Origin of the sequence: Paracoccus sp. pheM1 (genome assembly GCF_018499825.1) — a bacterium.
Classification (GTDB): Bacteria; Pseudomonadota; Alphaproteobacteria; order Rhodobacterales; family Rhodobacteraceae; genus Paracoccus; species Paracoccus versutus.
This window is the reverse complement of record NZ_JAGXCX010000001.1, coordinates 1,101,488-1,122,802: the sequence shown is the minus strand read 5'-3', so window position 1 is coordinate 1,122,802 and position 21,315 is coordinate 1,101,488. Positions and strand designations below refer to the sequence as shown.

Genomic DNA, 21,315 nt, shown 5'->3' with positions numbered 1-21,315 from the left:
CCGCCCCTCGCAACCAGCCGTGCGATCCGCGCGGCCCCAGCCATGCGCGCCGATACGCGGGCGACCTGGCCGAAAGACGACATGACGAACGAAACCACCCGCCCGAACCGTTCGGGCAATCCCCGCGCCCAGCAAGGCGGCAAGCCGCGCTTCCGCAGCGACAAGCCCAACACCAACCACCGCCGTCACCGCGCCGAGCCGGAAGAGAAGTTCATCCGCCGCGCCATCCCCGAGATGGACACCGCCTTCACCCGCATGGGGATCGACCCGCGCGTGGCGATCAACCTGCCGGGCCTGGGGATCGAGACCCCCTCGCCCATCCAGGAGAAATCCATCCCCGGCATCGTCGCCGGCCGCGACCTTCTGGGCCTGGCGCAGACCGGCACCGGCAAGACGGCGGCCTTCGGCCTGCCGATGCTGACCCGGCTGCTGAACATCGGCCGCAAGCCCGAGCCCCGGACCTGCCGGGCGCTGATCCTGGCGCCGACGCGGGAACTGGCGACCCAGATCGCCGAGAATATCGACAACTATGCCATCGGCACGCCGATCCGGCAGTTCCGCGTCGTCGGCGGCGCCTCGATCAACGTGCAGACCCAGCGGCTGGAACGCGGCGTCGACGTGCTGATCGCGACGCCGGGCCGGCTGATCGACCTGATCGAACGCGGCGCCGTGGACCTGTCGCAGACCAAGTATCTGGTGCTGGACGAGGCCGACCAGATGCTGGACATCGGCTTCATCCACGCGCTGCGCCGCATCGCCAAGATGCTGCCGCGCGAACGCCAGACGCTGCTGTTCTCGGCCACCATGCCGAAGCTGATGGAGGAGCTGGCCGACAGCTACCTGAACGATCCCCTGCGCGTGGCGGTGAACCCGCCCGGACAGGCGGCGGAAAAGATCGACCAGGGCGTGCATTTCGTCAACCAGGGCGACAAGGCGACCCTGCTGGCGGAATACCTGTCCAAGCATGTGGACGAGCTGGCCATCGTCTTCGGCCGCACCAAGCACGGTTCGGAAAAGCTGTCGAAGCTTCTGGAGAAATGGGGCTTCAAGGTCGCCGCGATCCACGGCAACAAGAGCCAGGGCCAGCGCGAGCGGGCATTGGCGAGCTTCCGCGCCGGCGAGACCAAGGTGCTGGTCGCGACCGACGTGGCGGCGCGCGGGCTCGACATTCCGCAGGTGGCGCATGTCTATAACTACGACCTGCCGAACGTGCCGGAAAACTATGTCCACCGCATCGGCCGCACCGCCCGCGCCGGGCGCGACGGCCGCGCCATCGCCTTCTGCTCGCCCACCGAGATCGGCGAGCTGCGCGCCATCGAAAAGGCGATGAAGGCCAAGATCGCCGTGGTCGGCGGCGAGGAACCCTTCGAGGCGGCCAAGATCCGCGAGCGCGGCGGCCCGGCCGGCCGCCCGGCCCAAGGCGCGGCGCGCAAGCGCCCTGCCCGGCGCCCCTCGCGCGCGCCGAAATCGACGCAGCGCAGCTGATCCCGCCGATATACGCGCAAACGTGAGCCGCCGCCCCGTCGCGGCGGCTTGCGACCATCGGGCCGTCGCGGCTATCTGCCGGCATGGCCAAGCTTTACTTTCATTATTCCACGATGAACGCCGGCAAGAGCACGCTCTTGCTGCAGGCGTCCTACAACTATCGCGAGCGCGGCATGGCGACGCTGCTGCTGACCGCGGCGCTGGACGACCGCGCCGGCAGCGGCCGCATCGCCAGCCGCATCGGCATCGCCGAGCCCGCGCTGGGTTTCACCCCCGAGGCCGATCTTTTCGCCCTGATCGAGGCCGAGGGCCGCGATGCCGCCTGCATCTTCGTCGACGAGGCGCAGTTCCTGACCGAGGACCAGGTCTGGCAACTGGCCCGCGTCGCCGACGATCTTGGCCAGCCGGTGATGTGCTATGGGCTGCGGGTCGATTTCCGCGGCCGGCTGTTTCCCGGCTCGGCGGCGCTGCTGGCCTTGGCCGACGACCTGCGCGAGGTGCGCACCATCTGCCATTGCGGGCGCAAGGCCACCATGGTCGTGCGCCAGGACGAAGGGGGCCGCGTGCTGCACCAGGGCGCCCAGGTCCAGATCGGCGGCAATGAAACCTATGTCTCGCTCTGCCGGCGCCATTGGCGCGAAGCGATGGGGGAAATCCGATGAAGGCCAGCAATACCGACCGCGCCTATGGCTGGGTCGCCCGCTTCTTCCACTGGACGGTCGCCGTCCTGATCCTGGCCGCGATCGCCGTCGGGCTTTACGCGGACAACCTGCCCGAGGGCGGCGACGCGCAGATGCAGGCGATCTTCGCCGCCTATTCCCTGCACAAGACCCTGGGCATGGCGGCGCTGGCCCTGGTGGCGGCGCGGTTGCTCTGGACGCTGGGGCAGCCGAAGCCCGGCCCCCTGCACCCCGAGCGGCGGCTGGAGACCCTTGGCGCCGAGGCGGTGCATTGGGCGCTGTGGATCGGCATGATCGTCATGCCGCTGTCGGGTTGGCTCTTGCATTCCGCGGCGCCGGGCGGCTTTGCCCGCATCCTCTGGCCCTTCGGCCAGCGCCTGCCCTTCGTGCCCGAGGACGCGGCCCTGTCCGAGCGTTTCGGGGTCTTTCACGAATTGGGCTGGTGGCTGCTGGCCGGGCTGATCCTGCTGCATGTCCTGGGCGCGCTGAAACATGCGGTCATCGACCGCGACGGCACCATGCACCGCATGGCCGGCGATCCCGCGCTCGCGCCCGAACCGACCGCCCCGGCCTCGGGCATCCTGCCGCATCTGCTGGCGGCCGTGGCGGGGCTGGGGCTTTGGGTCGGCATCGCCCTGGTGCCGGCCTTGGTGTCGACCTCGATTCCGGCCGACGCGCCCGCGGCGCAGCAGCCGGCGGCATCCGTGCCTGCGACCGCCTCGGGTGCGGGCTGGGCGGTGGAGCAGGGCAAGCTGGAGATCGAGGTCGCCCAGGCCGGCAATCCGGTCGCGGGCCAGTTCGGCCAATGGCAGGCCGATATTTCCTATGACCCGGACAGCCGGACCGGGCAGGTGCGGGTCGAGGTCGACATCGCCTCGCTGACGCTGGGCGCGGTCAGCGACGCCGCCAAGGGACCGGATTTCCTGGATGCCGCCGCCCATCCGACCGCCGTCTTCGAGGCCGAGATCCTGCCACCCGCGGCCGAGGGGCAGCCGCATGTCGCGCAGGGCCTGCTGACCGTCGCCGGCCAGGCGGTCGAGGCCGCCCTGCCCTTTGAGCTGGTCATCGAGGGCGACGTGGCGCAGGCGCAGGGCCGGATGCAGCTCGACCGCCGCGATTTCGGCATCGGAGCGAGCTATGCCGACGAAGGCACCGTGGGCTTTGCCGTGGCCGTGGGGTTCGAGCTGAGGGCCAGGCGGCAATAGGGCAAGGGCCGCCTCGACGGGCGGCCCTGCCTTGGGTATTCGGGAAACGGTGACGGCGCGGCAGGAAAAAGGCCGCCTCGGTGGGCGGCCTTTTCCGATGGGTATTTGGGGAACGAAGAAGCCGGGCTCAGCCGACCAGTTCGAGGCCCGAGAAGAAGAAGGCGATCTCGCGCGCCGCGGCTTCGGGGCTGTCCGAGCCATGGACCGAGTTTTCGCCGACCGAGAGGGCGAATTCCTTGCGGATGGTGCCCTCGTCGGCATTGGCCGGGTTGGTCGCACCCATGACTTCGCGGTTCTTCAGGATGGCGCCCTCGCCTTCCAGCACCTGCACCACCACCGGCTCGGAGGTCATGAATTCGGTCAGCTCGCCGTAGAACGGGCGTTCCTTGTGTTCGGCATAGAACTGGCCGGCTTGCGCCAGCGTCAGCTGGATGCGCTTTTGCGCGACGATGCGCAGGCCGGCTTCCTCGAACTTGGCGTTGATCTTGCCGGTCAGGTTGCGCTTGGTGGCGTCGGGTTTGATGATCGAAAGCGTGCGTTCGATGGCCATGGGATCGTCCTTTTCCTTGTTCCGGCCGCAGGTGGCGCGGAAATCCGCGCCCCGTTAGCATGGGCGGCGGCGCTTGAAAAGCCGGCGCGGCCCCGGCCCGCGCCTGGGCACGGGGCTTTGATGACGGCATTGACGGCGCGCGCGGCTTGCGCCATGCGGGGGCGCATGCTGCGCATCGACGACATATCCTATTCCATCGCCGGACGGCCGCTGTTCGAGCACGCCTCGGCCACCATCCCGGACGGCCACAAGGTCGGCCTGGTCGGCCCGAACGGCGCCGGCAAGACCACGCTGTTCCGGCTGATCCGGGGCGAGCTGGGCCTGGACGGCGGCGCCATCACCCTGCCGCCCCGCGCCCGCATCGGCGGCGTCGCGCAGGAAGCGCCCGGCACCGCGACGAGCGTGCTGGAGACGGTGCTGGAGGCGGACGCCGAGCGCGCCGCCCTGATCGCCGAATCCGCAAGCGCCGCCGATCCCGCCCGCATCGCCGAGATCCAGACCCGGCTGGCCGACATCGACGCCTGGTCCGCCGAGGCGCGGGCCGCGACCATCCTGCGCGGCCTGGGCTTTTCGACCGAGGACCAGGCCCGGCCGACCAGCGACTATTCCGGCGGCTGGCGCATGCGCGTGGCGTTGGCCGGCGTGCTGTTTTCCCAACCCGACCTGCTGCTGCTGGACGAGCCGACCAACTACCTGGACCTGGAAGGCGCGCTGTGGCTGGAAAGCTACCTGGCGAAATATCCCCATACCGTCATCGTCATCAGCCATGACCGCGACCTGCTGAACCGCGCCGTCGGCCATATCCTGCACCTCGAGGATCGCAAGCTGCTGCTTTACTCCGGCGGCTACGACACCTTCGCGCGGACCCGGGCCGAGAAGCGCGCCCTGCAGGCCGCCGAGGCCAGGAAGCAGGACGCCCGCCGCGCCCATCTGCAAAGCTTCGTCGACCGTTTCCGCGCCAAGGCCACCAAGGCGCGCCAGGCCCAGGCCCGCATCAAGATGCTGGAAAGGATGGAGCCGATCACTGCCCCCGAGGAGGCGAAGTTCCACCGCTTCGGCTTTCCGCAGCCCGACCAGCTGTCGCCGCCCATCGTCTCGCTGGACGGGGTTTCGGTCGGCTATGACGGGCGCGCGGTGCTGCGGCGGCTGAACCTGCGCATCGACCAGGACGACCGCATCGCGCTTTTGGGTCGCAACGGCCAGGGCAAGTCCACGCTGTCCAAGCTTCTGGCCGGGCGGCTGGAGGCGATGGAGGGGCGGATCGCGCGTTCGGGCAAGCTGCGCATCGGCTATTTCGCCCAGCACCAGGTCGACGAGCTGGAACTGATGGACACGCCGCTGGACCATGTCCGCCGGCTGCGCCCGGACGAGCCGCCGGCCCGGCTGCGCGCCCGACTGGCCGGCTTCGGGCTGATGGAGGCCCAGGCCGAAACCCGCGTCGGCCAGCTGTCCGGCGGGCAGAAGGCGCGGCTGTCGCTGCTGCTCGCGACCATCGACGCGCCGCATCTGCTGATCCTGGACGAGCCGACCAACCACCTGGACATCGAATCGCGCGAGGCGCTGACCGAGGCGCTGAACGACTATACCGGCGCCGTGGTGCTGGTCAGCCACGACATGCACCTGCTGAACCTGGTGGCCGACCGGCTGTGGCTGGTGGACCAGGGCGGGGTCAGCCCCTGGCAGGACGACCTGGACGACTATCGCCGCATGCTGCTGGCCGGCGAGGAGAAGTCCGAGCCGAAGCCCGAGGCGAAACCGGCGCCCAAACGCCCCGCGCGCGAGAAGGTTCTGGAGCTGCGCGCCGAGGCCCGCCGGGCCGAGGAGCGGGTCGAAAAGCTGACCGCCATGCTGGAAAAGCTGGATGCGATCATGGCCGATCCCGCGACCTATGACGACGCTCAGAAGGCCGAGGCCTGGGGCCGCAAGCATGCCGAGGCCAGCGAGGCGATGCAGCGCGCCGAGGGGCTGTGGATGGAGGCGCTGGAGCGGCTGGAGGAAGCCCAGCGGGCCTGAGCGCAACACCCGCGAATTATTGTCTAAAATTCGCTAGACTCCGCTTGCCCTGATGCCGGGTTTCGACGCAGGGTGCCGACCGATTTGATAAGGATTCGCCATGACCCGGATTGCCGCGCTTGCGCTTCTTGCCGCCACCGCCCTGACCTCGCCCGCCGCGGCGCAGTCGCTGGGGCTTGGGCGCGGGCTTTCGGTCGATGCCGGGCTGGGGGTGAAATACAGCCCCGAGTTCATGGGGTCGGACAACCTGGACGCCTCGCCCTGGATCATCCTGCGCAACGGCGATGCCGACCGCGGCAAGAAGGACGGGATCTCGATCCTGCCCTCGCTGAACTATGTGGGCAAGCGCGATGCCGACGATCACGAGGATCTGCGCGGCATGCGCGACATCGGCCGCGCCGGCGAATTCGGGGTGAAGCTGTCCTGGCGCATGGGCGACATGACCAGCTATGGCGCCATCCGCAAGGGTTTCGGCGGCCATCACGGCGTGGCGGGCGAACTGGGCGCGAAATACCGCTATGAGGTCAACGACAGGCTGACGCTTTGGACCGGGGCCGAGCTGGGCCTGGGCGACCAGGATTTCGTCGGCACCTATTTCGGCGTCGACGGGAACGAATCGCGGCCGGGCCGCGCCGCCCACAGCCCCGACGGCGGCGCCTATATCGCCCGCGTCAGCGTCGAGGCGCGTTACGAATTCATGCCCGACACGGCGCTGATGGGGCGGCTGACCTATGGCCGGCTGCTGGGCGATGCCGGCGATTCGCCCCTGGTGCAGACCCGCAGCCAGCCCTCGATCAGCATCGGCGTGGCGCGGCGGCTGAACTTCCGCTTCTAAGCGGCTCTGGACCCCGGAAGGCACAAGTCCTATATCATTGCCAAGATTTTACAGGACACGCCGCATGAGCACCGAGAATCTCAAGGAAGGCGACCCGCTGATCGCGCCTTCGACGACCGACCATCCCCTTTACGAAAGCGTGGTCGAGGCCTGCAAGACGGTCTACGACCCGGAAATCCCGGTCAATATCTTCGACCTGGGGCTGATCTATACCATCGCCATCGACAACGAGAATGCGGTGCGCATCGTCATGACCCTGACCGCGCCCGGCTGCCCCGTCGCGGGCGAGATGCCCGGCTGGGTCGCCGATGCGGTCGAGCCGCTGCCCGGCGTCAAGCAGGTCGATGTCGAGATGACCTTCCTGCCGCAATGGGGCATGGACATGATGTCCGAAGAGGCCCGCCTGGAGCTTGGCTTCATTTGACGGCGCGCGAGGACATGCTGGCCGGCCGGCCCTACAATCCCGGCGATGGCGAGTTGGTGGCGATGCGCAAGGCCGCGCAGGGATTGATGCGCGACTACAACGCCACCATCATCGGCGACAAGACCCGCGCCCGCACCCTGACGCAATTGCTGGGCACCTGGAACGGCGCGGTGATCCGCACGCCCTTTCATGTCGATTACGGCAAGCACATCCATTTCGGGCCGGATTGCTTCGTGAATTACGGCTGCTTCTTCATGGACATCTGCGAAATCCGCATCGGCGCGCGCTGCCAGTTCGGCACCGCCGTGCAATTGCTGACCGAGGATCGCCCGCGCGAGCGCGACAGCCGTGCCAAGGGCGTCGAATGGGGCAAGCCCATCACCATCGGCGATGACGTCTGGGTCGGCGGCGGCGCGGTCGTGCTGCCGGGCGTCAGCATCGGCGACGGCGCCATCGTCGGCGCCGGCGCGGTCGTGACCCGCGACGTGGCAGCCGGCGCGACCGTGGTCGGCAACCCTGCCCGTCCCTTGCCGGCGAAATCCTGAGCGTCAGAGAAACATCCGGTGCCGGCCGCGGCTGACCAGGTGCAGCCCGCCCTGGCTGACCGGCATTTCGGCCAGCCGCTCCAGCGGCAGGTCCATGGCTACAAGCCGCAGCATGCGCAGGGTGATGCCATGCGTCACGATCAGCGCCGGGCCGTCCAGGTCGTCCAGGAATGCGCGCACCCGCGCCTCGAGCCCGGCGAAATGCTCGCCCCCCGGCGCCATGTCATACCAATCCAGCGGCCCTCGGGCGAAGGCTTCCGGGTGCGCCGCGTGCAGTTCCGACGAAAGCCGGCCGCTGAAATCGCCGATATCGATTTCATGCAGGCGCTCGTCCAGGGCAAAGCCCTGCCCGCCAAAGGCAATGCGCGCGGTCTGCTGCGCCCGCCCCGCGGTGCTGGCAAGCCGCGCCATGCCGCGCAGATCGCGCACCAGCCAGGCCAGCCGCCGCGCCTGCGCCTCGCCCAGCGGGGTAAGCGGAGAATCCAGCCGGCCCTGCATCCGCCCCTCGGCGTTCCAGACCGTCTGGCCGTGCCGCATCAGGTAAAGGTCCGGCCAGTCCGGCATCAGGCCCATTTCGCCATGGGCGGCAGGCTCATCAGCACCGCCTCGGGGTCGTGGCCGGTGGCCAGGCCGAACTTGGTGCCGCGGTCATAGACCAGGTTGTATTCCGCATAAAGGCCGCGATGGATCAGTTGCGCGTCCTTGTCCGCCTCGTCCCAGGGCCGGGCCATGCGCTTTTCGGCCAGGGGCAGGAAGGCGGGCAGGAAAGCCTCGCCCACCGCCCTGGTAAAGGCGAAATCGGCATGCCAGTCGCCGCTGTTCAGGTCGTCAAAGAAGATGCCGCCGACGCCCCGCGCCCTTCCGCGATGCGGGACAAAGAAATACTCGTCCGCCCAGGCCTTGAAGCGGTCGTAGTAATCGGCGCCATGCGGGGCGCAGGCAGCGCGCAGGGTGGCGTGGAAATGCGCGGTATCCTCGGCATATTCCAGGCAGGGGTTCAGGTCGGCGCCGCCGCCGAACCACCAGGCGCCCGGCGTCCAGAACATGCGCGTGTTCATGTGCACCGCCGGCGCATGCGGGTTCTGCATATGCGCGACCAGGCTGATCCCCGAGGCCCAGAAGCGCGGGTCCGCCTCGATCCCCGGCACGCCGCGGGCCGCCATGGCCTGGCGGGCGGCAGAAGACAGTTCGCCATGCACCGCCGACCAGTTCACGCCGACCTTCTCGAAGACCCGGCCCCCGCGCATGACCGACATCAGCCCGCCGCCGCCATCCTCGCCGCGCCGGGTCTCGCGGACCTCGAAACGGCCGGGCGCGGCGCTGCCGGGGCCGCGATCCTCCAGCGCCTCGAAGGCGGCCACGATGCGGTCGCGCAGCTCGCGGAACCAGGCCGCCGCCTTCTGTCGCTCATCGTGCATTTCCATGGGCTTGCCTCCGCATTCGTGAATTGCCCCACCTGGGGGACGGGCTTATGCTTCGGACGAAACAACTAGAGATCCCGGCCATGACCCGCAACATCCTGCTTGCCCTGATGCCTGTTCTGGTTGTCGCATCCTGCGGAACCCCGCAAGAGCAATGCATCAGCCGCAACACCCGTGAATATCGCACCGTCTCGAACCTGCTGGCCGAGGTCGAGGCCAACCTGGCGCGCGGCTATGCCTGGGAAGAGCGCACGGTGATGCGCACCCAATGGGAAGATTGCCGCTATGTCTGGGTGGACAAGGACGGCAACCGCCGGCTGGGCTATCGCCCCTGCCTGCGCGACGTCGCCGATACCGAGCGCTACCGGGTGCCGATCGACCCGGCGGCCGAGACGCGCAAGCGCGACAACCTGCTGGCGCGCAAGCAGGCGCTGATGCCCGCCGCCCGCGCCGCGGTCGACGCCTGCAAGGCCGCCTATCCCGAAAAGGACGGATAACGCTCAGTAGACGCCGGGCGCCAGCGGGTCGCCCAGGCTGCGGCCGCCATCGACGCGCAGGATCTGCCCGGTGACAAAGCTCGACGCCTCGCTGGCCAGGAACTGCACCGTCGCCGCCAGTTCGTCCGCCCCGGCGATCCGGCCCAGGGGCGTCGCCGCGATCATGCGGTCGCGCAGGCCCGGATCCTCGCGCAGCTTCAATTGCAGGTTGTTCGACATGATGCTGGCGAAGGCCACGCCGTTCACCCTGATCCGCTTGGGCGCCAGGGCCGAGGCGAGCGAGCGCGTCGCCTGCGCCTGCGCCGCGCTGGCGATGGAATAGGCCAGCATCTGCGGCTGCGGCCAGTCGGCGGCCAGCGAGGTGACGTTGACGATGGCGCCGTGCTGGATCGCCTCCTCGCCCGCCTCCTCGGCCTGGGCCATCATCCGCTTGGCGACCATCTGCGACAGGCGCAGGCCGGAACTCATGTTCTGGCGCAGCATGTCGCCCAGCAGGTCGTCGTTCACCGTCAGCGGGTCGCAGCCCTGCACCATGCGATGCGCATTGACCAGGATGTCCACCCGGTCGAAGGCGTCGATGGTGGCCGAGACCAGGTTCGCCAGCGTCAGCTTCTGCCCCAGGTCGCCGGCGAAGGCGCGCACCGGCCCCTCGGCCGCGGCCTGGTCGCCCAGTTCGGTCATCAGCGCCGCCTCGTCGCTGTCGGCGAACATGACATTGGCGCCCGCCTCCTCGAAATGGCGGGCGATGGCCAGGCCGATGCCGCGGGCGGCGCCGGTCACGATGGCGGTCTTGCCCTGGATGGACAGGCTCATCTTTTCCTCGCTCTCGACAGGGGGGCTTTCGACTGCGGGCCTTTCGACTGGGGCCGCCCGGCCCCGCCGCGCCGTGCGCCCGAGGCGGTCAGGATCTTGAACCGCGCGTCGCCGCCCAGCTCGGTGACTTCGGCAAAGCATTCGCGCAGCGCCTGCTCATAGGGCAGGTGGCGGTTGGCCACCATCCACAGCCGCCCCGCCCCGGTCAGCAGCCCCGCCGCCGCGCGGATGAAGCCGGCGCCGAGCCTCGGGTCGGCCGCCCGCCCCTCGTGGAAGGGCGGGTTCATGATCACGCCGTTCACCGGCTCGGGCAGGCGGAAATCCAGCGCATCCGCCCAGTGAAAGCGCGCGCGCGGATCGGCAATGTTGCGCCGCGCGCAATCCAGCGCCGCGGCATCGGCCTCGACCAGGTGCAGCAGCTCGACGCCGGGATGGGTCAGGATCTGCGCCGAAAGCCAGCCCCAGCCCGCGCCCAGGTCGACGATGCGGGTCGGCAGTTTCTCGGGCAGCGCCGCCGCCAGCGCCTGCGAGGCGGGGTCCGGCCCATCGGCCGAGAACACGCCCGGCCGCGTCACCATGCCGGGCGCGGCCAGGTGATCCTGCGCCGCCCAGCCCTCGGGCAGCCAGCCCGGCTGGGGCAGCGTCACCCGGAAGATCTTGCCATGGGCGCGCGACTGGACCTCGTCCACCGGGGCCAGGGCGCGCATCTCCTTCATCACCGCATCGACGCCGTCGGTCTTTTGCCCGTCGATCCACAGCGAGGCGCCCGGCGCCAGCCGCGCCGCGGCCTCGGCGATGCGCGCCCGCGCCTCGGCCCGCGCCCGCGGTAAAAAGACCACGGCGCCGTCGAAATCGCCCGAGGCCGCCGTCTCGACGTCGTAGCCTCGCGATTTCAGCGCCCGGTGGTCGGGATAAAAGCCCTGCACGATCTGCACGCGGGCGGGATCGAAGGACGAAAGATCGGTCGCGGCGCCCGCGCCGATCAGCAGCATGCGCCCTTCGGGCGGCGTGCCGCCAAAGACAAGTTCCAGCCGTGATCCAGCCAATTTCTACTCTTTTTCCATGGTGCATTGCAGCGGATGCTGCTGGCGGCGGGCCAGTTCCATGACCTGCGCCACCTTGGTTTCGGCGATCTCGTGCGAGAAGACGCCGACGACGGCCACCCCCTTGCGATGAACCGTCAGCATGATCTCGATCGCCTGGGCGTGGTTCATGTTGAACAGCCGCTCAAGCACATGCACGACGAATTCCATCGGCGTGAAATCGTCGTTCAGCAGCAATACCTTGTACATCGGAGGCCGCTGCGTGCGGGGTCTGGTCTTGACCCCCAGTTCGACCTCTTCGCGGTCCCCAGGTCGGTTGGTCATCTGCGGTTTGGTCACGACGCTCGTATCAGGATATGGACGGTTCTGGGACCGAATATAGAGCCTTTCCCCGCGCTTGATAAGCCCCGCCCCCGCCGCCGGGATGCGAAAGCCCCGGCAACCTGCGGCAGATTGCGCGGCATGGGCGCAAACTTGCGGTTTCCGAACACGGGAATGCGTGTTATTGTCATTTCATTAATGAAGGGCCCGCATAATGAACGGACCCTCAGAGGCAGAAGAGACCGGGACAGTGAGCAGAATCACCAGAAAAGTCCGCTTGGGACTGATGATCCTATTCGCCTGGGCATTGCCCATGGCGGTGGCCGCCGCCCCCTTCGCGGCCTTCGTCATGGATGCGCGCACCGGGCAGGAAATCTATGCGCAGAACGCGGATACGCGGCTTCATCCGGCCTCGCTGACCAAGATGATGACGCTCTACATGGCCTTCAGCGCCGTCGAGCGCGGGCAGGTGCGGCTGGACAGCAAGTTCCTGGTGTCCAGCCATGCGGCCGCGCAACCGCCCTCGCGGCTGGGGCTGAAGCCGGGCCAGCGGATCGAGCTGCGCTACCTGATCCGCGCGGCGGCGGTGAAATCCGCCAATGACGCGGCCACGGTGATCGGCGAGGGGCTGGCGGGGTCCGAGGCGAAATTCGCCGCGCAGATGACCCAGATGGCCCGTGCCCTGGGCATGCGCAACACGCATTTCCGCAACGCCAACGGCCTGACGGCCGAGGGGCATTATTCCACCGCCCGCGACATGACGGTCCTCGGGCGGCGACTGTTCTACGATTTCCCGCAATATTACTCGATCTTCTCGCGCCGCTCGGCCGATGCGGGGATCGCCACCGTCGCCAGCACCAACAAGCGCTTCCTCGACAGCTACGAGGGCGCGGACGGCATCAAGACCGGCTATACGCGGGCGGCCGGCTTCAACCTGACCGCCTCGGCCAAGCGCGGCTCCAAGCGGATCATCGCCACGGTGCTGGGCGGCACCTCGACGGCGCATCGCAACCAGGTCATGGCCCAGCTGCTGGACGCCGGCTTCGGAAAGGCCCCCACTCGTGTGCGAGAGGTGAAGCCCGCGCCGCCGCAGCTGGTGGCCGAGAAGAAGGTGCGCCGCACCGTGCAGGTCGCCCGCACCGAGCCGCAGCAGGCGGCGACCGTGCGGCTTGCCAGCTCGGACCGTCCGGTGGCGCGAGCCTCGACCGTGGCGGTGGTGACGCCGGCGGCGATCTCGGCCGCGGTCTCGCGCGCCCAGGCGGCCGCGGCACCGGCCCCTGCCCGCAGCGGCAGCGCCCTGGCCGCCAGCGCCCGGCCGGCGCGCAAGCCCGGCACCGGCCAGTTCGCCAATGTCGCGACCGATCCCGAACTGCTGGCCCGCGCCGCCCGGCCCGAGGCGCGGCCGGAAGAAGGCGATGCCTCGGAACCCGCGGCCGTGCCGGTGAATGCCGTCCGCCCTGCCCCGGCACCGCGCGACGACCGTTCGGCCGGGCTTTCCGCGCCGGCGGCGGGCTCGCCCTCGCTGTTCGTGCAGGCGACCCAACCGCAGCCGGAAAGCATGGCGCTGTTGGCCTCGCCGGCCCCGGCGCAGCGGTCCGAGACGATCATCCTCGCCTCGCTCGACCCCGAAGAGGATGCCGCGCCCGCGCCGACCGAGATCGTCGCCCGCGGATCGGATTCGGGCGGCAAGGGCTGGGGCGTCTCGCTGGGCCTGTTCCGTTCGCAATACGAGGCCGAGCAGATGCTGCTGAAAACCGCGCTTCAGGAAAGCGGCGCGCTTGGCAGCGCGCTGAGCCGCGTCGCCAATACCAAGCGGGGCTTCGAGGCGAATTTCGTCGGGATGAACCGGGAAACCGCGGAACTCGCCTGCGGCCGGATCGCCGCGCGGCAGCAAAGCTGCCGGATCCTCGGCCCCTGACCCCACCGGCCGAGGGGTTCGCCGCCACCAAGCAACAAGGGCGCCATGGTCCGGCAGGACCAGGCGCCCTTGGCATTCCGCCCTCCCTGCAAGCCGGACCGCTTGGGCAACCTGTACCGCTGCATAGCGGGCGCGCGGCCGCGCGCCTGGTTGCATCCCCGCGGCAGGCCTGCGTTTCCAGATGCGCGGGCCCGACAGCCGCCGGGCTAAAACGGCCCCGGCCGGCGTTCTTCGGAAAGCATGACGTTGGCCTCGACCTGGCCCACGCCGGGCAGGGTCATGATGCGGCGGCGCAGGATGCGCTCGAAATCGGCGATGTCGCGGGCATGGATGCGCAGGCGGTAGTCGAACTGCCCCAGCACATGCTGCACCACCTGCACCTCGGGGATCGCCGTCACCGCGCGCTCGAAATCCTCCAGGCTGACACGGCCCTTGGCGGCCAGCCGGATGCCCAGGAACACGGTGACGCCGAAGCCCAGGGCGGGCTTGTCCACCACCACCCGGCGCCCGGCCACCACCCCCGCCTCGGTCAGCCGGCGGATGCGCCGCCAGGCCGCGGGCTGGGTCAGGCCCAGGATCCGGCCGATCTCGGCCGCGCCGCGCGTCGCATCCTCGGCCAGAAGCCGCAGGATCGCCAGATCCGTCGCATCGGGGTGAAAGCTCACAGCGGCAGCTCCTGCACGTCCTTGATGGTCGAGACCAGCATCAGCGCATCGCTGTCGGCCACATGTGGCAGGGTCAGGATGCTTTCGCGATAGAGCTGCTGCCAATGCGCCATGTCGCGGGCGATCACCGACAGCCGCAGATCGACCGAGCCCAGGAAGGTCTGGATCTCGGTCACTTCGGGCACGCGCCGGGCGGCGGCGATGAACTCGTCGAAGGCGCGGGGATGGGTCTTGTCCAGGGTAAAGCGCAGGCTGACCTGCACCTCGTAGCCAAGCCTGCGCCAGTCGATGCGGGCCTCGGTGGCGCGGATCACCCCCGCCTGGCGCAGCCGTTCCAGCCGGCGCCACAGGCTGGCCGGCGTGACCCCTGCCCGCTCGGCCAGCTCGGCGTTCGCGATGTCGGGATCGGCCAGAAGCTGGCGCAGGATGCGGCGGTCGGTCGCGTCTGGCATGAATTTTTCACCTTTATGGTATTTTTGGCATGATTATCGCCAAACTTCCAGCACATCCGCGAAGATTGCACAGAACTGCCGTCGGAACGCTGCTAGAACCCTCGCATCGAAACGAGGGAGATCCCGATGCGTGTCTATTATGATCGCGACTGCGATGTGAACCTGATCAAGGACAAGAAGATCGCCATGCTGGGCTATGGCAGCCAAGGCCATGCCCATGCGCTGAACCTGCGCGATTCCGGCGCCAAGAACCTGGTCGTCGCCCTGCGCGAGGGTTCCGCCTCGGCCAAGAAGGCCGAAGCCGAGGGGCTGAAGGTCATGGGCATCGCCGAGGCCGCCGCCTGGGCCGACCTGATCATGTTCACCATGCCCGACGAGCTGCAGGCCGAGACCTATCGCAAATACGTGCATGACAACCTGCGCGAAGGCGCGGCCATCGCCTTTGCCCACGGGCTGAACGTGCATTTCGGCCTGATCGAGCCCAAGCCCGGCGTGGACGTGATCATGATGGCGCCCAAGGGCCCCGGCCACACCGTGCGCGGCGAATATGTCAAGGGCGGCGGCGTGCCCTGCCTGGTCGCGGTGCATCAGGACGCCACCGGCAAGGCCATGGACATCGGCCTGAGCTATTGCTCGGCCATCGGCGGCGGCCGCTCGGGCATCATCGAGACGAACTTCCGCCAGGAATGCGAAACCGACCTGTTCGGCGAGCAGGCGGTGCTGTGCGGCGGCCTGGTCGAGCTGATCCGCATGGGCTTCGAAACCCTGGTCGAGGCCGGCTACGAGCCGGAAATGGCCTATTTCGAATGCCTGCACGAAGTGAAGCTGATCGTGGACCTGATCTACGAGGGCGGCATCGCCAACATGAACTATTCGATCTCGAACACCGCGGAATATGGCGAATACGTCTCGGGCCCGCGCGTGCTGCCCTATGAAGAGACCAAGGCGCGGATGAAGGCGGTGCTGACCGACATCCAGACCGGCAAGTTCGTGCGCGACTTCATGCAGGAGAACGCCGTGGGCCAGCCCTTCTTCAAGGCGACCCGCCGCATCAACGACGAACACCAGATCGAGAAGGTCGGCGAGAAGCTGCGCGGCATGATGCCCTGGATCTCCAAGGGCAAGATGGTGGACAAGGAGCGCAACTGAGCGCGATGCCATGGAAAGCCCCGCCCCGGCGGGGCTTTTCCATTTCGCGGGCGCAGAGGCGCGCGGCGGGAGCCGGCATATCGCGTCGGGCGAGCTTTCCCGATCGCGGAGGCCGCAGGCCACGCCGCCCTTGGCCGGGCATGCGCTAGCCCGGCAGGCCGGGCGTTTTCAGGGCAAGGAACATGCGGATCATCGACAGGCAGGCCGTGCGGGCCATTCTGCTGACGCCCGAGGACCGGGTGCTGCTGATGCGGGTCGATTACGGCGGCGGCGACTGGTGGATCACCCCCGGCGGCGGCATCGAGCCGGGCGAGACGCCGGAACAGACCCTGCGCCGCGAATTGGCCGAGGAGCTGGGCTTCGCCCTGCCCGCCCTGGGCCCGCTGGTCTGGCGGCGCCGCGTGACCATGACGCTGCACCGGCAGCGCTGGCGGCAGTCCGAGGATTATTTCCTGGTCGAGACCCCCGGCTTCACCCCGGCGATCCAGGACGCGCCCGAAGCCGCCACCATCCGCGAATTCCGCTGGTGGAGCCTGGCCGAGATGCGCCACACCTTCCAGCGCCTGGCCCCGGCCGGACTGGCGCGCATCGTGCTGGACTATCGCGAAAGCGGGCCGCCCGGCAGCCCGCCCGAGATAGAAATCATCGAGGGTTGATCGCTAAGCAGCGAAAACATCGTCGAAAAACGCCAGTTCCAGCGTGACGGCGCGGCGGAAGAAGTCCCGCGCCTGCTCTGCGGCCTCGGGGCCCGCCCGGTCGAATTCGTCGCGCAGGAAGCCGACGAAATCACGGAAGAAGGGATTGTCGTGCAGCGTGATCCATTCGGCATGGACGAAATTCGCCGGCAGCGGCTGGGTCGCGCGCATGGCCCAGTCGAGATAGAGCCCCTCGGCCACGTTCAGCACCGCCAGAACGGCGGGATAGGCGCGCGTCTCGGCCGCCTCGCGCATCAGTGCCTGGAAACCCGCGGTAGGGGCGCTGTCGGGAATGGCGGCGCGGTCCGCCTCGCCTACGCCAAGCGCGGCAAAGGCGCGCAGGAAATAGTCGTTCTCCTCGCCCGAGACCATGCCGGCGAAGCGGCCGAAGCGCAGCCGCGATTCGAAACGGTCGGCCGAGGCGATGGCGGCGCCCAGAAGCGTCAGGAAGGCGTCGAGGAAACGGTGGTCCTGCACCAGGTAGCGCGCCATCGCCGCATCCGCGATGCTGCCGTCGCAAACTTCGCGCACGAAGCGGTGGCCGACGGCGGCGGACCATTCCGTCGCGCATTCCCGGCGCAGGGTCTCAAAGAAGCTTTCGGTCATCATGCCCTCATGGCTTGGGGGCGAGACCGTCGGTGCGGCGGCCTCGCGGTGAGGCCGGCAAAAGGCAGGTGCGTCATTCCCATTCCTCCGCCGGCATGATCCGGGTCAGGTTCAAAGGGTCACCGCGCCGCCCGTTGCAGGTCGCGCCGGGCCAGCGGTTTCTCAGCCCCTTGCCGGGGCTCCCCTTGGTGGCGCCAGGTTAGCGCGGATGGCCGCGGCTGTCACGCGCCGCCCACAGGATCGTGAGCCGGGAAATCCGGGAGCGGCCGGGCCCGAGGCGGCATTCCGTCTTGCAGCCGGGGGCCAGATGTTATCTCGTTGCGACAGGGCGGGCGCGCGAGCCGCCCGCAGTCAGGACCGGGAACCATGACGACAGGCGAAATGCCGAAACCCACGACCACGACCGAGCCGAACCCCGCCGCCGCTGCCCTGCAGCAAAGCCCGAAACAGGTCGGTCTGCGCCTGCACCGGCCGCCCCTGCTGACCAATATCTCGGCCGCGCGCTGGCTGCTGCTGGCCATCGTGGCGGCCTCGATCTACTTCTTCCACGGCTTCCTGGTGCCGGTGCTGGCGGCCATGGTGATCGCGCTGGCCAGCTGGCCCCTGCGCGAGCGCGCGGCCCACCAGCTGAACCTGGGCCGCACCGGCGCGGCCACGCTGCTGGTGCTGGTGCTGGTCTGCTTCCTGCTGATCCCCATCGCCATGGCGCTGATCTATGCCTTCCGCGAGCTGCGCGACTGGATCAACTGGGCGATCGTGGTCAACAGCTCGGGCGCGCCGACGCCGGGCTGGATGGTCGAGCTGCCGCAGGTCGGCGACTGGCTGGACGAGAACTGGCAGACCTATGTCGGCCGCCCCGGCGGCATCAGCGAGATCGTGCAGCTGGTCAGCGGCTCGAACATCGGCGCGATCTATCGCGGCGCGGTGACGGCGGGCACGCTGGCCTTCCACCTGGCGCTGACGCTGCTGTTCATGCTGATCACGCTGTTCGTGCTATACCGCGACGGCGACAGGATCGTGGCGCAGATCGACCAGGTCGGCCGCCGCATCCTGCCCGACCGCTGGAGCCGGCTGTCGCGCGTGGTGCCCGCCACCATCAGCTCGACCGTGACCGGCATGACGCTGATCGCCATCGGCGAGGGGGTGATCCTGGGCATCGCCTATTGGCTGGCGGGCGTGCCCTCGCCGGTGACATTCGGCGTCATCACCGGCTTCATGGCGCTGATCCCCGGCGGCGCGCCGCTGTCCTTCACTCTGGTCTCGGCCTATCTGGTGGCCAGCGGCACGCCCTTTGCCGGGGCGGCGCTGTTCATCTGGGGCACCTGCGAGCTGTTCGTGGTGGACAAGACCATCCGCCCGGTCCTGGTCGGCGGTCCGGTCAAGCTGCCCTTCCTGCCGACCTTTTTCGGGTTGATCGGCGGGGTCAAGACCATGGGCATCGTCGGGCTGTTCGTCGGTCCGGTGCTGATGGCGCTGCTGGTCTCGATCTGGCGGGAATGGCAGCGCGAACTGTCGGAAGAGGAACAGCGGCAGGACAGCAAGCTCATCGGCCTGGAGTGACCGTCGGCCCCCGGCATGAAAAAGGCGGGACGCAAGCCGCGTCCCGCCTTTCCTTTTGCGCTGTTCGTCCCGCGGATCAGTCGGCCGGCGCCGGCGTCGCGGCGGGCGGCACCACCGGCTCTTCCTGCGGCGGGCTGGCCAGCGATTCCGGCAGCGGCGTCAGCGTCACCCCGGCGCTGGAGCCCAGGGGCTGGCCGGTGCGGTCGGTTTCGGCCGGCGCCGGGGTCTCGCCCGGTTGCAGCGCGCCTTCGGTCTGCGGCTCGTCCTCCGACTCGGACTCCGACTCGGGCTCGGTGGCGGCGGGCGTCGGCACCGGCACCGGATTGGCCCGGTCCGCGCCGTCATTGCGCAGATAGTCGAAGAACTCGCCCTGGGGCTGGATCACCAGCGAGCTGTTCTCGCCCTTCAGCGCCCGCTCATAGGAGGTCATCGAGCGGGTGAAGGCAAAGAACTCGGGATCGCGGCCGAAAGCGTCGGCATAGATGGCGTTGCGGCGGGCATCCGCCTCGCCGCGCACCACCTCGGCCCGCTTGCGCGCTTCCGAGGTCAGCTCGACCACGGTGCGGTCGGCGGCGGCGCGGACGCGCTGCGCGGCCTCGCCACCGCGGGCGATCTCGTCGGCGGCCTCGCGCTCGCGTTCGGCGCGCATCCGGGCATAGGTCGCGGTCAGGTTCTGCTCGGGCAGGTCGGTGCGGGTCAGGCGCACGTCGATGACCCGGATGCCCAGGTCGCGGGCGTCGTCGCGGGCCAGGTCGCGGATGCGGTTCATCAGCGGCGTGCGGTCGTCCGACAGCACCGTGGTCGAGGGCACCGAGCCCAGCACCTGCCGGATCGCATTGGTCACGATCGGCTCAAGCCGGCGCTGCGCGAATTCGATGCCGCCCGAGCCCACCGCGCGGCGGAACTGCACCACGTCGGTGATCTGCCAGCGCGCGAAGGCATCGACCACCAGGCGGCGGTCGTCCAGCGGCGTGACCTCCATCGGCGGGGTCGGCAGGCCCAGGATGCGGGCATCGTATTTCACCACGTTGTCGAGGAAGGGCACCTTGATGCCCAGGCCCGGCTCCTCGCGCACCTCGACCACCTCGCCGAAGCGCAGGACAAGCGCCTTTTCGCGCACGTCGACGATATAGAGCGCGGCGATGACCAGGACCGCCACCACGACCAGGAAGGGCAGCGCCAGAAGCGAGATTGCACGGTTCATCACTGGTTCCCCCCGCCGGTATTGGTGTTGCCGGAGCCCGAGGCCCCGCTGCGCAGCTGATCCAGCGGCAGATAGGGCACCACGCCCTGCCCGGCCTCGCCATCGAGGATGACCTTGTTCACCCCGCCCAGAACCTTCTCCATGGTTTCCAGATACATCCGGCGGCGCGTGACCTCCGGCGCCTTGACATATTCGTCATAGACCGAGTTGAAGCGCGCGGCCTCGCCCTCGGCGTTGTTCACCGCCTCGGCGCGATAGGCCTCGGCGCGTTCGATCACGGCGGCGGCCTCGCCTCGGGCGCTGGCCAGCACGCGGTTGGCATAGGCGTCGGCCTCTTTCTCCAGCCGGTCGCGTTCCTGCTGGGCGGCCTGCACCTCGCGGAAGCTGTCGATCACCTCGCGCGGCGGGTCGGCGCGGTCCAGGTTGACGCGCAGCACGTTGATCCCGGCCTCGTAGTCGTTCAGCGTGTTCTGCACCGCCAGCTTCAGGTCGTCGGCGATGGCGCCGCGGTCGCGGTTCAGGATCGGCGCCAGTTCCGAACGCGCCACGATGTCGCGCATGGCGGATTCCGAGACGGCGCGGATGGTGTCGTCGGGATCGGCCAGGTTGAACAGGAATTTCTCGGGGTCCGAGATGTTCCAGACCACCTGATAGGCCATGTCCACGATGTTCTGGTCGCGGGTCAGCATCAGCCCCGAATCCATCGGCCCGGCGCGGCCGGTGCCGATTTCCGTGGTCCGCTCGCCCGAGACCTGCACCACCTCGGCGGTGACGACGGGCCAGGGCGCGAAGTTCAGGCCCGGCTCGCCGGTGCCCACGGGCTTGCCGAACAGCAGCTCGACCGCGCGTTCCTCGGGCTTGACGGTGTAGAAGCTGGAAAAGGCCCAGACCGCCAGCACGGCCAGCGCCGCGATGCCCCAGGTGCCGCGGCTCATCTGGAATTGGGGGCCCTGCGGCCGGCGCGGGCCGCCGCCGCGGTTGCCACCGCCGCCGCCCTTGCCGCCCATCAGCACCCGCAGCCGGTCCTGGCCCTTGCGCACCAGTTCCTCGATCTCGGGGATCTGGTCGCCGCGGCGCGGACCCTGCGGCCGGTCGTCCCTGCCGCCGCCCGGACTGCCCCAGGGGGGCTGGCCGCCCCCTTGCGGCGGCTGCTTGCCGCCCTTGCCGTCATCTCCGCCGCCGCCCCAGGGGCCTTGTCCTGCCATACCTCTCGTGCCTCGCTTGATGTCTGTCT

The 21,315-nt window shown here is 69.0% G+C and carries 23 protein-coding genes and 1 riboswitch; of the genes, 12 read left to right on the top strand and 11 right to left on the bottom strand.

Annotation, left to right across the window (positions count from 1 at the left end; all coding sequences use genetic code 11):
* Positions 1–81: 81 nt before the first annotated feature.
* The 3 genes from KF941_RS05560 to KF941_RS05550 all read left to right on the top strand — a co-directional run bounded on the left by KF941_RS05560 (position 82) and on the right by KF941_RS05550 (position 3,370).
* Positions 82–1,485 carry a DEAD/DEAH box helicase gene (locus KF941_RS05560; protein WP_240540234.1) on the top strand — a complete coding sequence of 468 codons (1,404 nt, stop codon included), beginning with the start codon at positions 82–84 and terminating at the stop codon, positions 1,483–1,485.
* A gap of 83 nt (positions 1,486–1,568) precedes the next feature.
* Positions 1,569–2,147, top strand: coding sequence for a thymidine kinase (locus KF941_RS05555; RefSeq protein WP_036758515.1), 579 nt, complete (start codon positions 1,569–1,571; stop codon positions 2,145–2,147).
* Positions 2,144–3,370, top strand: coding sequence for a cytochrome b/b6 domain-containing protein (locus KF941_RS05550; protein WP_214272763.1), 1,227 nt, complete (start codon positions 2,144–2,146; stop codon positions 3,368–3,370). Before KF941_RS05555 ends, KF941_RS05550 begins: the two co-directional genes overlap by 4 nt.
* A 127-nt stretch (positions 3,371–3,497) precedes the next feature.
* Here KF941_RS05550 and ndk read toward each other — a convergent pair whose 3' ends face one another.
* Positions 3,498–3,920 (bottom strand): nucleoside-diphosphate kinase, encoded by a 423-nt coding sequence (gene ndk / locus KF941_RS05545; protein WP_011748041.1) that lies wholly within the window; start codon positions 3,918–3,920, stop codon positions 3,498–3,500.
* Positions 3,921–4,085: 165 nt separating this feature from the next.
* Between ndk and KF941_RS05540 the strand changes: the two genes are divergently transcribed.
* The 4 genes from KF941_RS05540 (at position 4,086) to KF941_RS05525 (ending at position 7,737) form a co-directional block, all read left to right on the top strand.
* Positions 4,086–5,933, top strand: coding sequence for an ABC-F family ATP-binding cassette domain-containing protein (locus KF941_RS05540; protein WP_214273656.1), 1,848 nt, complete (start codon positions 4,086–4,088; stop codon positions 5,931–5,933).
* A gap of 100 nt (positions 5,934–6,033) precedes the next feature.
* Positions 6,034–6,768, top strand: a complete 735-nt coding sequence (locus KF941_RS05535; RefSeq protein ID WP_114535534.1) for a MipA/OmpV family protein — start codon at positions 6,034–6,036, stop codon at positions 6,766–6,768.
* A gap of 64 nt (positions 6,769–6,832) precedes the next feature.
* Positions 6,833–7,192, top strand: a complete 360-nt coding sequence (locus tag KF941_RS05530; RefSeq protein WP_036758506.1) for a DUF59 domain-containing protein — start codon at positions 6,833–6,835, stop codon at positions 7,190–7,192.
* Positions 7,189–7,737, top strand: coding sequence for a sugar O-acetyltransferase (locus KF941_RS05525; protein ID WP_208021383.1), 549 nt, complete (start codon positions 7,189–7,191; stop codon positions 7,735–7,737). Before KF941_RS05530 ends, KF941_RS05525 begins: the two co-directional genes overlap by 4 nt.
* A 3-nt stretch (positions 7,738–7,740) precedes the next feature.
* Here the strand turns inward: KF941_RS05525 and KF941_RS05520 are convergent, their stop codons facing one another.
* Together KF941_RS05520 and hemF are read right to left on the bottom strand one after the other, a co-directional pair.
* Positions 7,741–8,301: a histidine phosphatase family protein gene (locus tag KF941_RS05520; protein ID WP_240540233.1), complete on the bottom strand. Its 561-nt coding sequence runs from the start codon at positions 8,299–8,301 to the stop codon at positions 7,741–7,743.
* Complete coding sequence (gene hemF, locus KF941_RS05515) at positions 8,301–9,155, bottom strand: oxygen-dependent coproporphyrinogen oxidase (RefSeq protein ID WP_214273655.1); 855 nt, start codon at positions 9,153–9,155, stop codon at positions 8,301–8,303. The genes KF941_RS05520 and hemF overlap by 1 nt, the downstream gene beginning before the upstream one ends.
* Positions 9,156–9,241: 86 nt before the next feature.
* On the opposite strand from hemF, the gene KF941_RS05510 reads away from it, so the two are divergent.
* Positions 9,242–9,655 carry a hypothetical protein gene (locus KF941_RS05510; RefSeq protein WP_036758498.1) on the top strand — a complete coding sequence of 138 codons (414 nt, stop codon included), beginning with the start codon at positions 9,242–9,244 and terminating at the stop codon, positions 9,653–9,655.
* Between the two features lie 3 nt (positions 9,656–9,658).
* Here the strand turns inward: KF941_RS05510 and KF941_RS05505 are convergent, their stop codons facing one another.
* From KF941_RS05505 to clpS, 3 genes are read right to left on the bottom strand one after another with little or no spacing between them, the layout of a single operon-like run.
* On the bottom strand, positions 9,659–10,468 hold the full coding sequence (locus KF941_RS05505) for an SDR family oxidoreductase (protein WP_036758495.1): 810 nt from the start codon (positions 10,466–10,468) through the stop codon (positions 9,659–9,661).
* Positions 10,465–11,514: a methyltransferase gene (locus tag KF941_RS05500; RefSeq protein ID WP_214272761.1), complete on the bottom strand. Its 1,050-nt coding sequence runs from the start codon at positions 11,512–11,514 to the stop codon at positions 10,465–10,467. The genes KF941_RS05505 and KF941_RS05500 overlap by 4 nt, the downstream gene beginning before the upstream one ends.
* Positions 11,515–11,517: 3 nt before the next feature.
* Entirely contained in the window at positions 11,518–11,835 is a 318-nt protein-coding gene (gene clpS / locus KF941_RS05495) for an ATP-dependent Clp protease adapter ClpS (protein ID WP_024845416.1), read from the bottom strand.
* Between the two features lie 283 nt (positions 11,836–12,118).
* On the opposite strand from clpS, the gene KF941_RS05490 reads away from it, so the two are divergent.
* The gene (locus tag KF941_RS05490) at positions 12,119–13,750 is read left to right on the top strand and encodes a serine hydrolase (protein ID WP_240540353.1); all 1,632 of its coding nucleotides are present in this window, start codon (positions 12,119–12,121) and stop codon (positions 13,748–13,750) included.
* Between the two features lie 206 nt (positions 13,751–13,956).
* Here KF941_RS05490 and KF941_RS05485 read toward each other — a convergent pair whose 3' ends face one another.
* Complete coding sequence (locus KF941_RS05485) at positions 13,957–14,415, bottom strand: Lrp/AsnC family transcriptional regulator (RefSeq protein WP_214272760.1); 459 nt, start codon at positions 14,413–14,415, stop codon at positions 13,957–13,959.
* Complete coding sequence (locus tag KF941_RS05480; RefSeq protein ID WP_036758485.1) at positions 14,412–14,867, bottom strand: Lrp/AsnC family transcriptional regulator; 456 nt, start codon at positions 14,865–14,867, stop codon at positions 14,412–14,414. The genes KF941_RS05485 and KF941_RS05480 overlap by 4 nt, the downstream gene beginning before the upstream one ends.
* A 126-nt stretch (positions 14,868–14,993) precedes the next feature.
* On the opposite strand from KF941_RS05480, the gene ilvC reads away from it, so the two are divergent.
* Positions 14,994–16,016 carry a ketol-acid reductoisomerase gene (gene ilvC / locus KF941_RS05475; RefSeq protein ID WP_036758482.1) on the top strand — a complete coding sequence of 341 codons (1,023 nt, stop codon included), beginning with the start codon at positions 14,994–14,996 and terminating at the stop codon, positions 16,014–16,016.
* 182 nt (positions 16,017–16,198) lie between these two features.
* Positions 16,199–16,672, top strand: a complete 474-nt coding sequence (locus KF941_RS05470) for an NUDIX hydrolase (RefSeq protein WP_214272759.1) — start codon at positions 16,199–16,201, stop codon at positions 16,670–16,672.
* A gap of 3 nt (positions 16,673–16,675) precedes the next feature.
* Here the strand turns inward: KF941_RS05470 and KF941_RS05465 are convergent, their stop codons facing one another.
* Entirely contained in the window at positions 16,676–17,320 is a 645-nt protein-coding gene (locus KF941_RS05465) for a TenA family protein (RefSeq protein ID WP_240540232.1), read from the bottom strand.
* Positions 17,321–17,382: 62 nt separating this feature from the next.
* Positions 17,383–17,513, bottom strand: a riboswitch (TPP riboswitch).
* Positions 17,514–17,683: 170 nt separating this feature from the next.
* On the opposite strand from KF941_RS05465, the gene KF941_RS05460 reads away from it, so the two are divergent.
* Positions 17,684–18,877, top strand: coding sequence for an AI-2E family transporter (locus KF941_RS05460; protein WP_139294095.1), 1,194 nt, complete (start codon positions 17,684–17,686; stop codon positions 18,875–18,877).
* A gap of 76 nt (positions 18,878–18,953) precedes the next feature.
* Here the strand turns inward: KF941_RS05460 and KF941_RS05455 are convergent, their stop codons facing one another.
* The gene (locus tag KF941_RS05455; protein WP_214272758.1) at positions 18,954–20,081 is read right to left on the bottom strand and encodes a protease modulator HflC; all 1,128 of its coding nucleotides are present in this window, start codon (positions 20,079–20,081) and stop codon (positions 18,954–18,956) included.
* On the bottom strand, positions 20,081–21,286 hold the full coding sequence (gene hflK / locus KF941_RS05450) for an FtsH protease activity modulator HflK (protein WP_036758471.1): 1,206 nt from the start codon (positions 21,284–21,286) through the stop codon (positions 20,081–20,083). Before hflK ends, KF941_RS05455 begins: the two co-directional genes overlap by 1 nt.
* Positions 21,287–21,315: the final 29 nt, after the last annotated feature.

What these genes read in the sequence shown, in the direction of transcription:
- KF941_RS05555 (WP_036758515.1), top strand. Translation starts at nt 1,569, where the DNA reads ATGGCCAAGCTTTACTTTCATTATTCCACGATGAACGCCGGCAAGAGC.
- KF941_RS05505 (WP_036758495.1), bottom strand. Translation starts at nt 10,468, where the DNA reads ATGAGCCTGTCCATCCAGGGCAAGACCGCCATCGTGACCGGCGCCGCC.
- KF941_RS05465 (WP_240540232.1), bottom strand. Translation starts at nt 17,320, where the DNA reads ATGATGACCGAAAGCTTCTTTGAGACCCTGCGCCGGGAATGCGCGACG.
- KF941_RS05560 (WP_240540234.1), top strand. Translation starts at nt 82, where the DNA reads ATGACGAACGAAACCACCCGCCCGAACCGTTCGGGCAATCCCCGCGCC.
- KF941_RS05460 (WP_139294095.1), top strand. Translation starts at nt 17,684, where the DNA reads ATGACGACAGGCGAAATGCCGAAACCCACGACCACGACCGAGCCGAAC.
- KF941_RS05455 (WP_214272758.1), bottom strand. Translation starts at nt 20,081, where the DNA reads ATGAACCGTGCAATCTCGCTTCTGGCGCTGCCCTTCCTGGTCGTGGTG.
- KF941_RS05480 (WP_036758485.1), bottom strand. Translation starts at nt 14,867, where the DNA reads ATGCCAGACGCGACCGACCGCCGCATCCTGCGCCAGCTTCTGGCCGAT.
- KF941_RS05530 (WP_036758506.1), top strand. Translation starts at nt 6,833, where the DNA reads ATGAGCACCGAGAATCTCAAGGAAGGCGACCCGCTGATCGCGCCTTCG.
- hflK (WP_036758471.1), bottom strand. Translation starts at nt 21,286, where the DNA reads ATGGCAGGACAAGGCCCCTGGGGCGGCGGCGGAGATGACGGCAAGGGC.
- KF941_RS05510 (WP_036758498.1), top strand. Translation starts at nt 9,242, where the DNA reads ATGACCCGCAACATCCTGCTTGCCCTGATGCCTGTTCTGGTTGTCGCA.
- KF941_RS05550 (WP_214272763.1), top strand. Translation starts at nt 2,144, where the DNA reads ATGAAGGCCAGCAATACCGACCGCGCCTATGGCTGGGTCGCCCGCTTC.
- ndk (WP_011748041.1), bottom strand. Translation starts at nt 3,920, where the DNA reads ATGGCCATCGAACGCACGCTTTCGATCATCAAACCCGACGCCACCAAG.
- ilvC (WP_036758482.1), top strand. Translation starts at nt 14,994, where the DNA reads ATGCGTGTCTATTATGATCGCGACTGCGATGTGAACCTGATCAAGGAC.
- KF941_RS05520 (WP_240540233.1), bottom strand. Translation starts at nt 8,301, where the DNA reads ATGCCGGACTGGCCGGACCTTTACCTGATGCGGCACGGCCAGACGGTC.
- KF941_RS05470 (WP_214272759.1), top strand. Translation starts at nt 16,199, where the DNA reads ATGCGGATCATCGACAGGCAGGCCGTGCGGGCCATTCTGCTGACGCCC.
- KF941_RS05540 (WP_214273656.1), top strand. Translation starts at nt 4,086, where the DNA reads ATGCTGCGCATCGACGACATATCCTATTCCATCGCCGGACGGCCGCTG.
- hemF (WP_214273655.1), bottom strand. Translation starts at nt 9,155, where the DNA reads ATGCACGATGAGCGACAGAAGGCGGCGGCCTGGTTCCGCGAGCTGCGC.
- clpS (WP_024845416.1), bottom strand. Translation starts at nt 11,835, where the DNA reads ATGACCAACCGACCTGGGGACCGCGAAGAGGTCGAACTGGGGGTCAAG.
- KF941_RS05490 (WP_240540353.1), top strand. Translation starts at nt 12,119, where the DNA reads ATGATCCTATTCGCCTGGGCATTGCCCATGGCGGTGGCCGCCGCCCCC.
- KF941_RS05535 (WP_114535534.1), top strand. Translation starts at nt 6,034, where the DNA reads ATGACCCGGATTGCCGCGCTTGCGCTTCTTGCCGCCACCGCCCTGACC.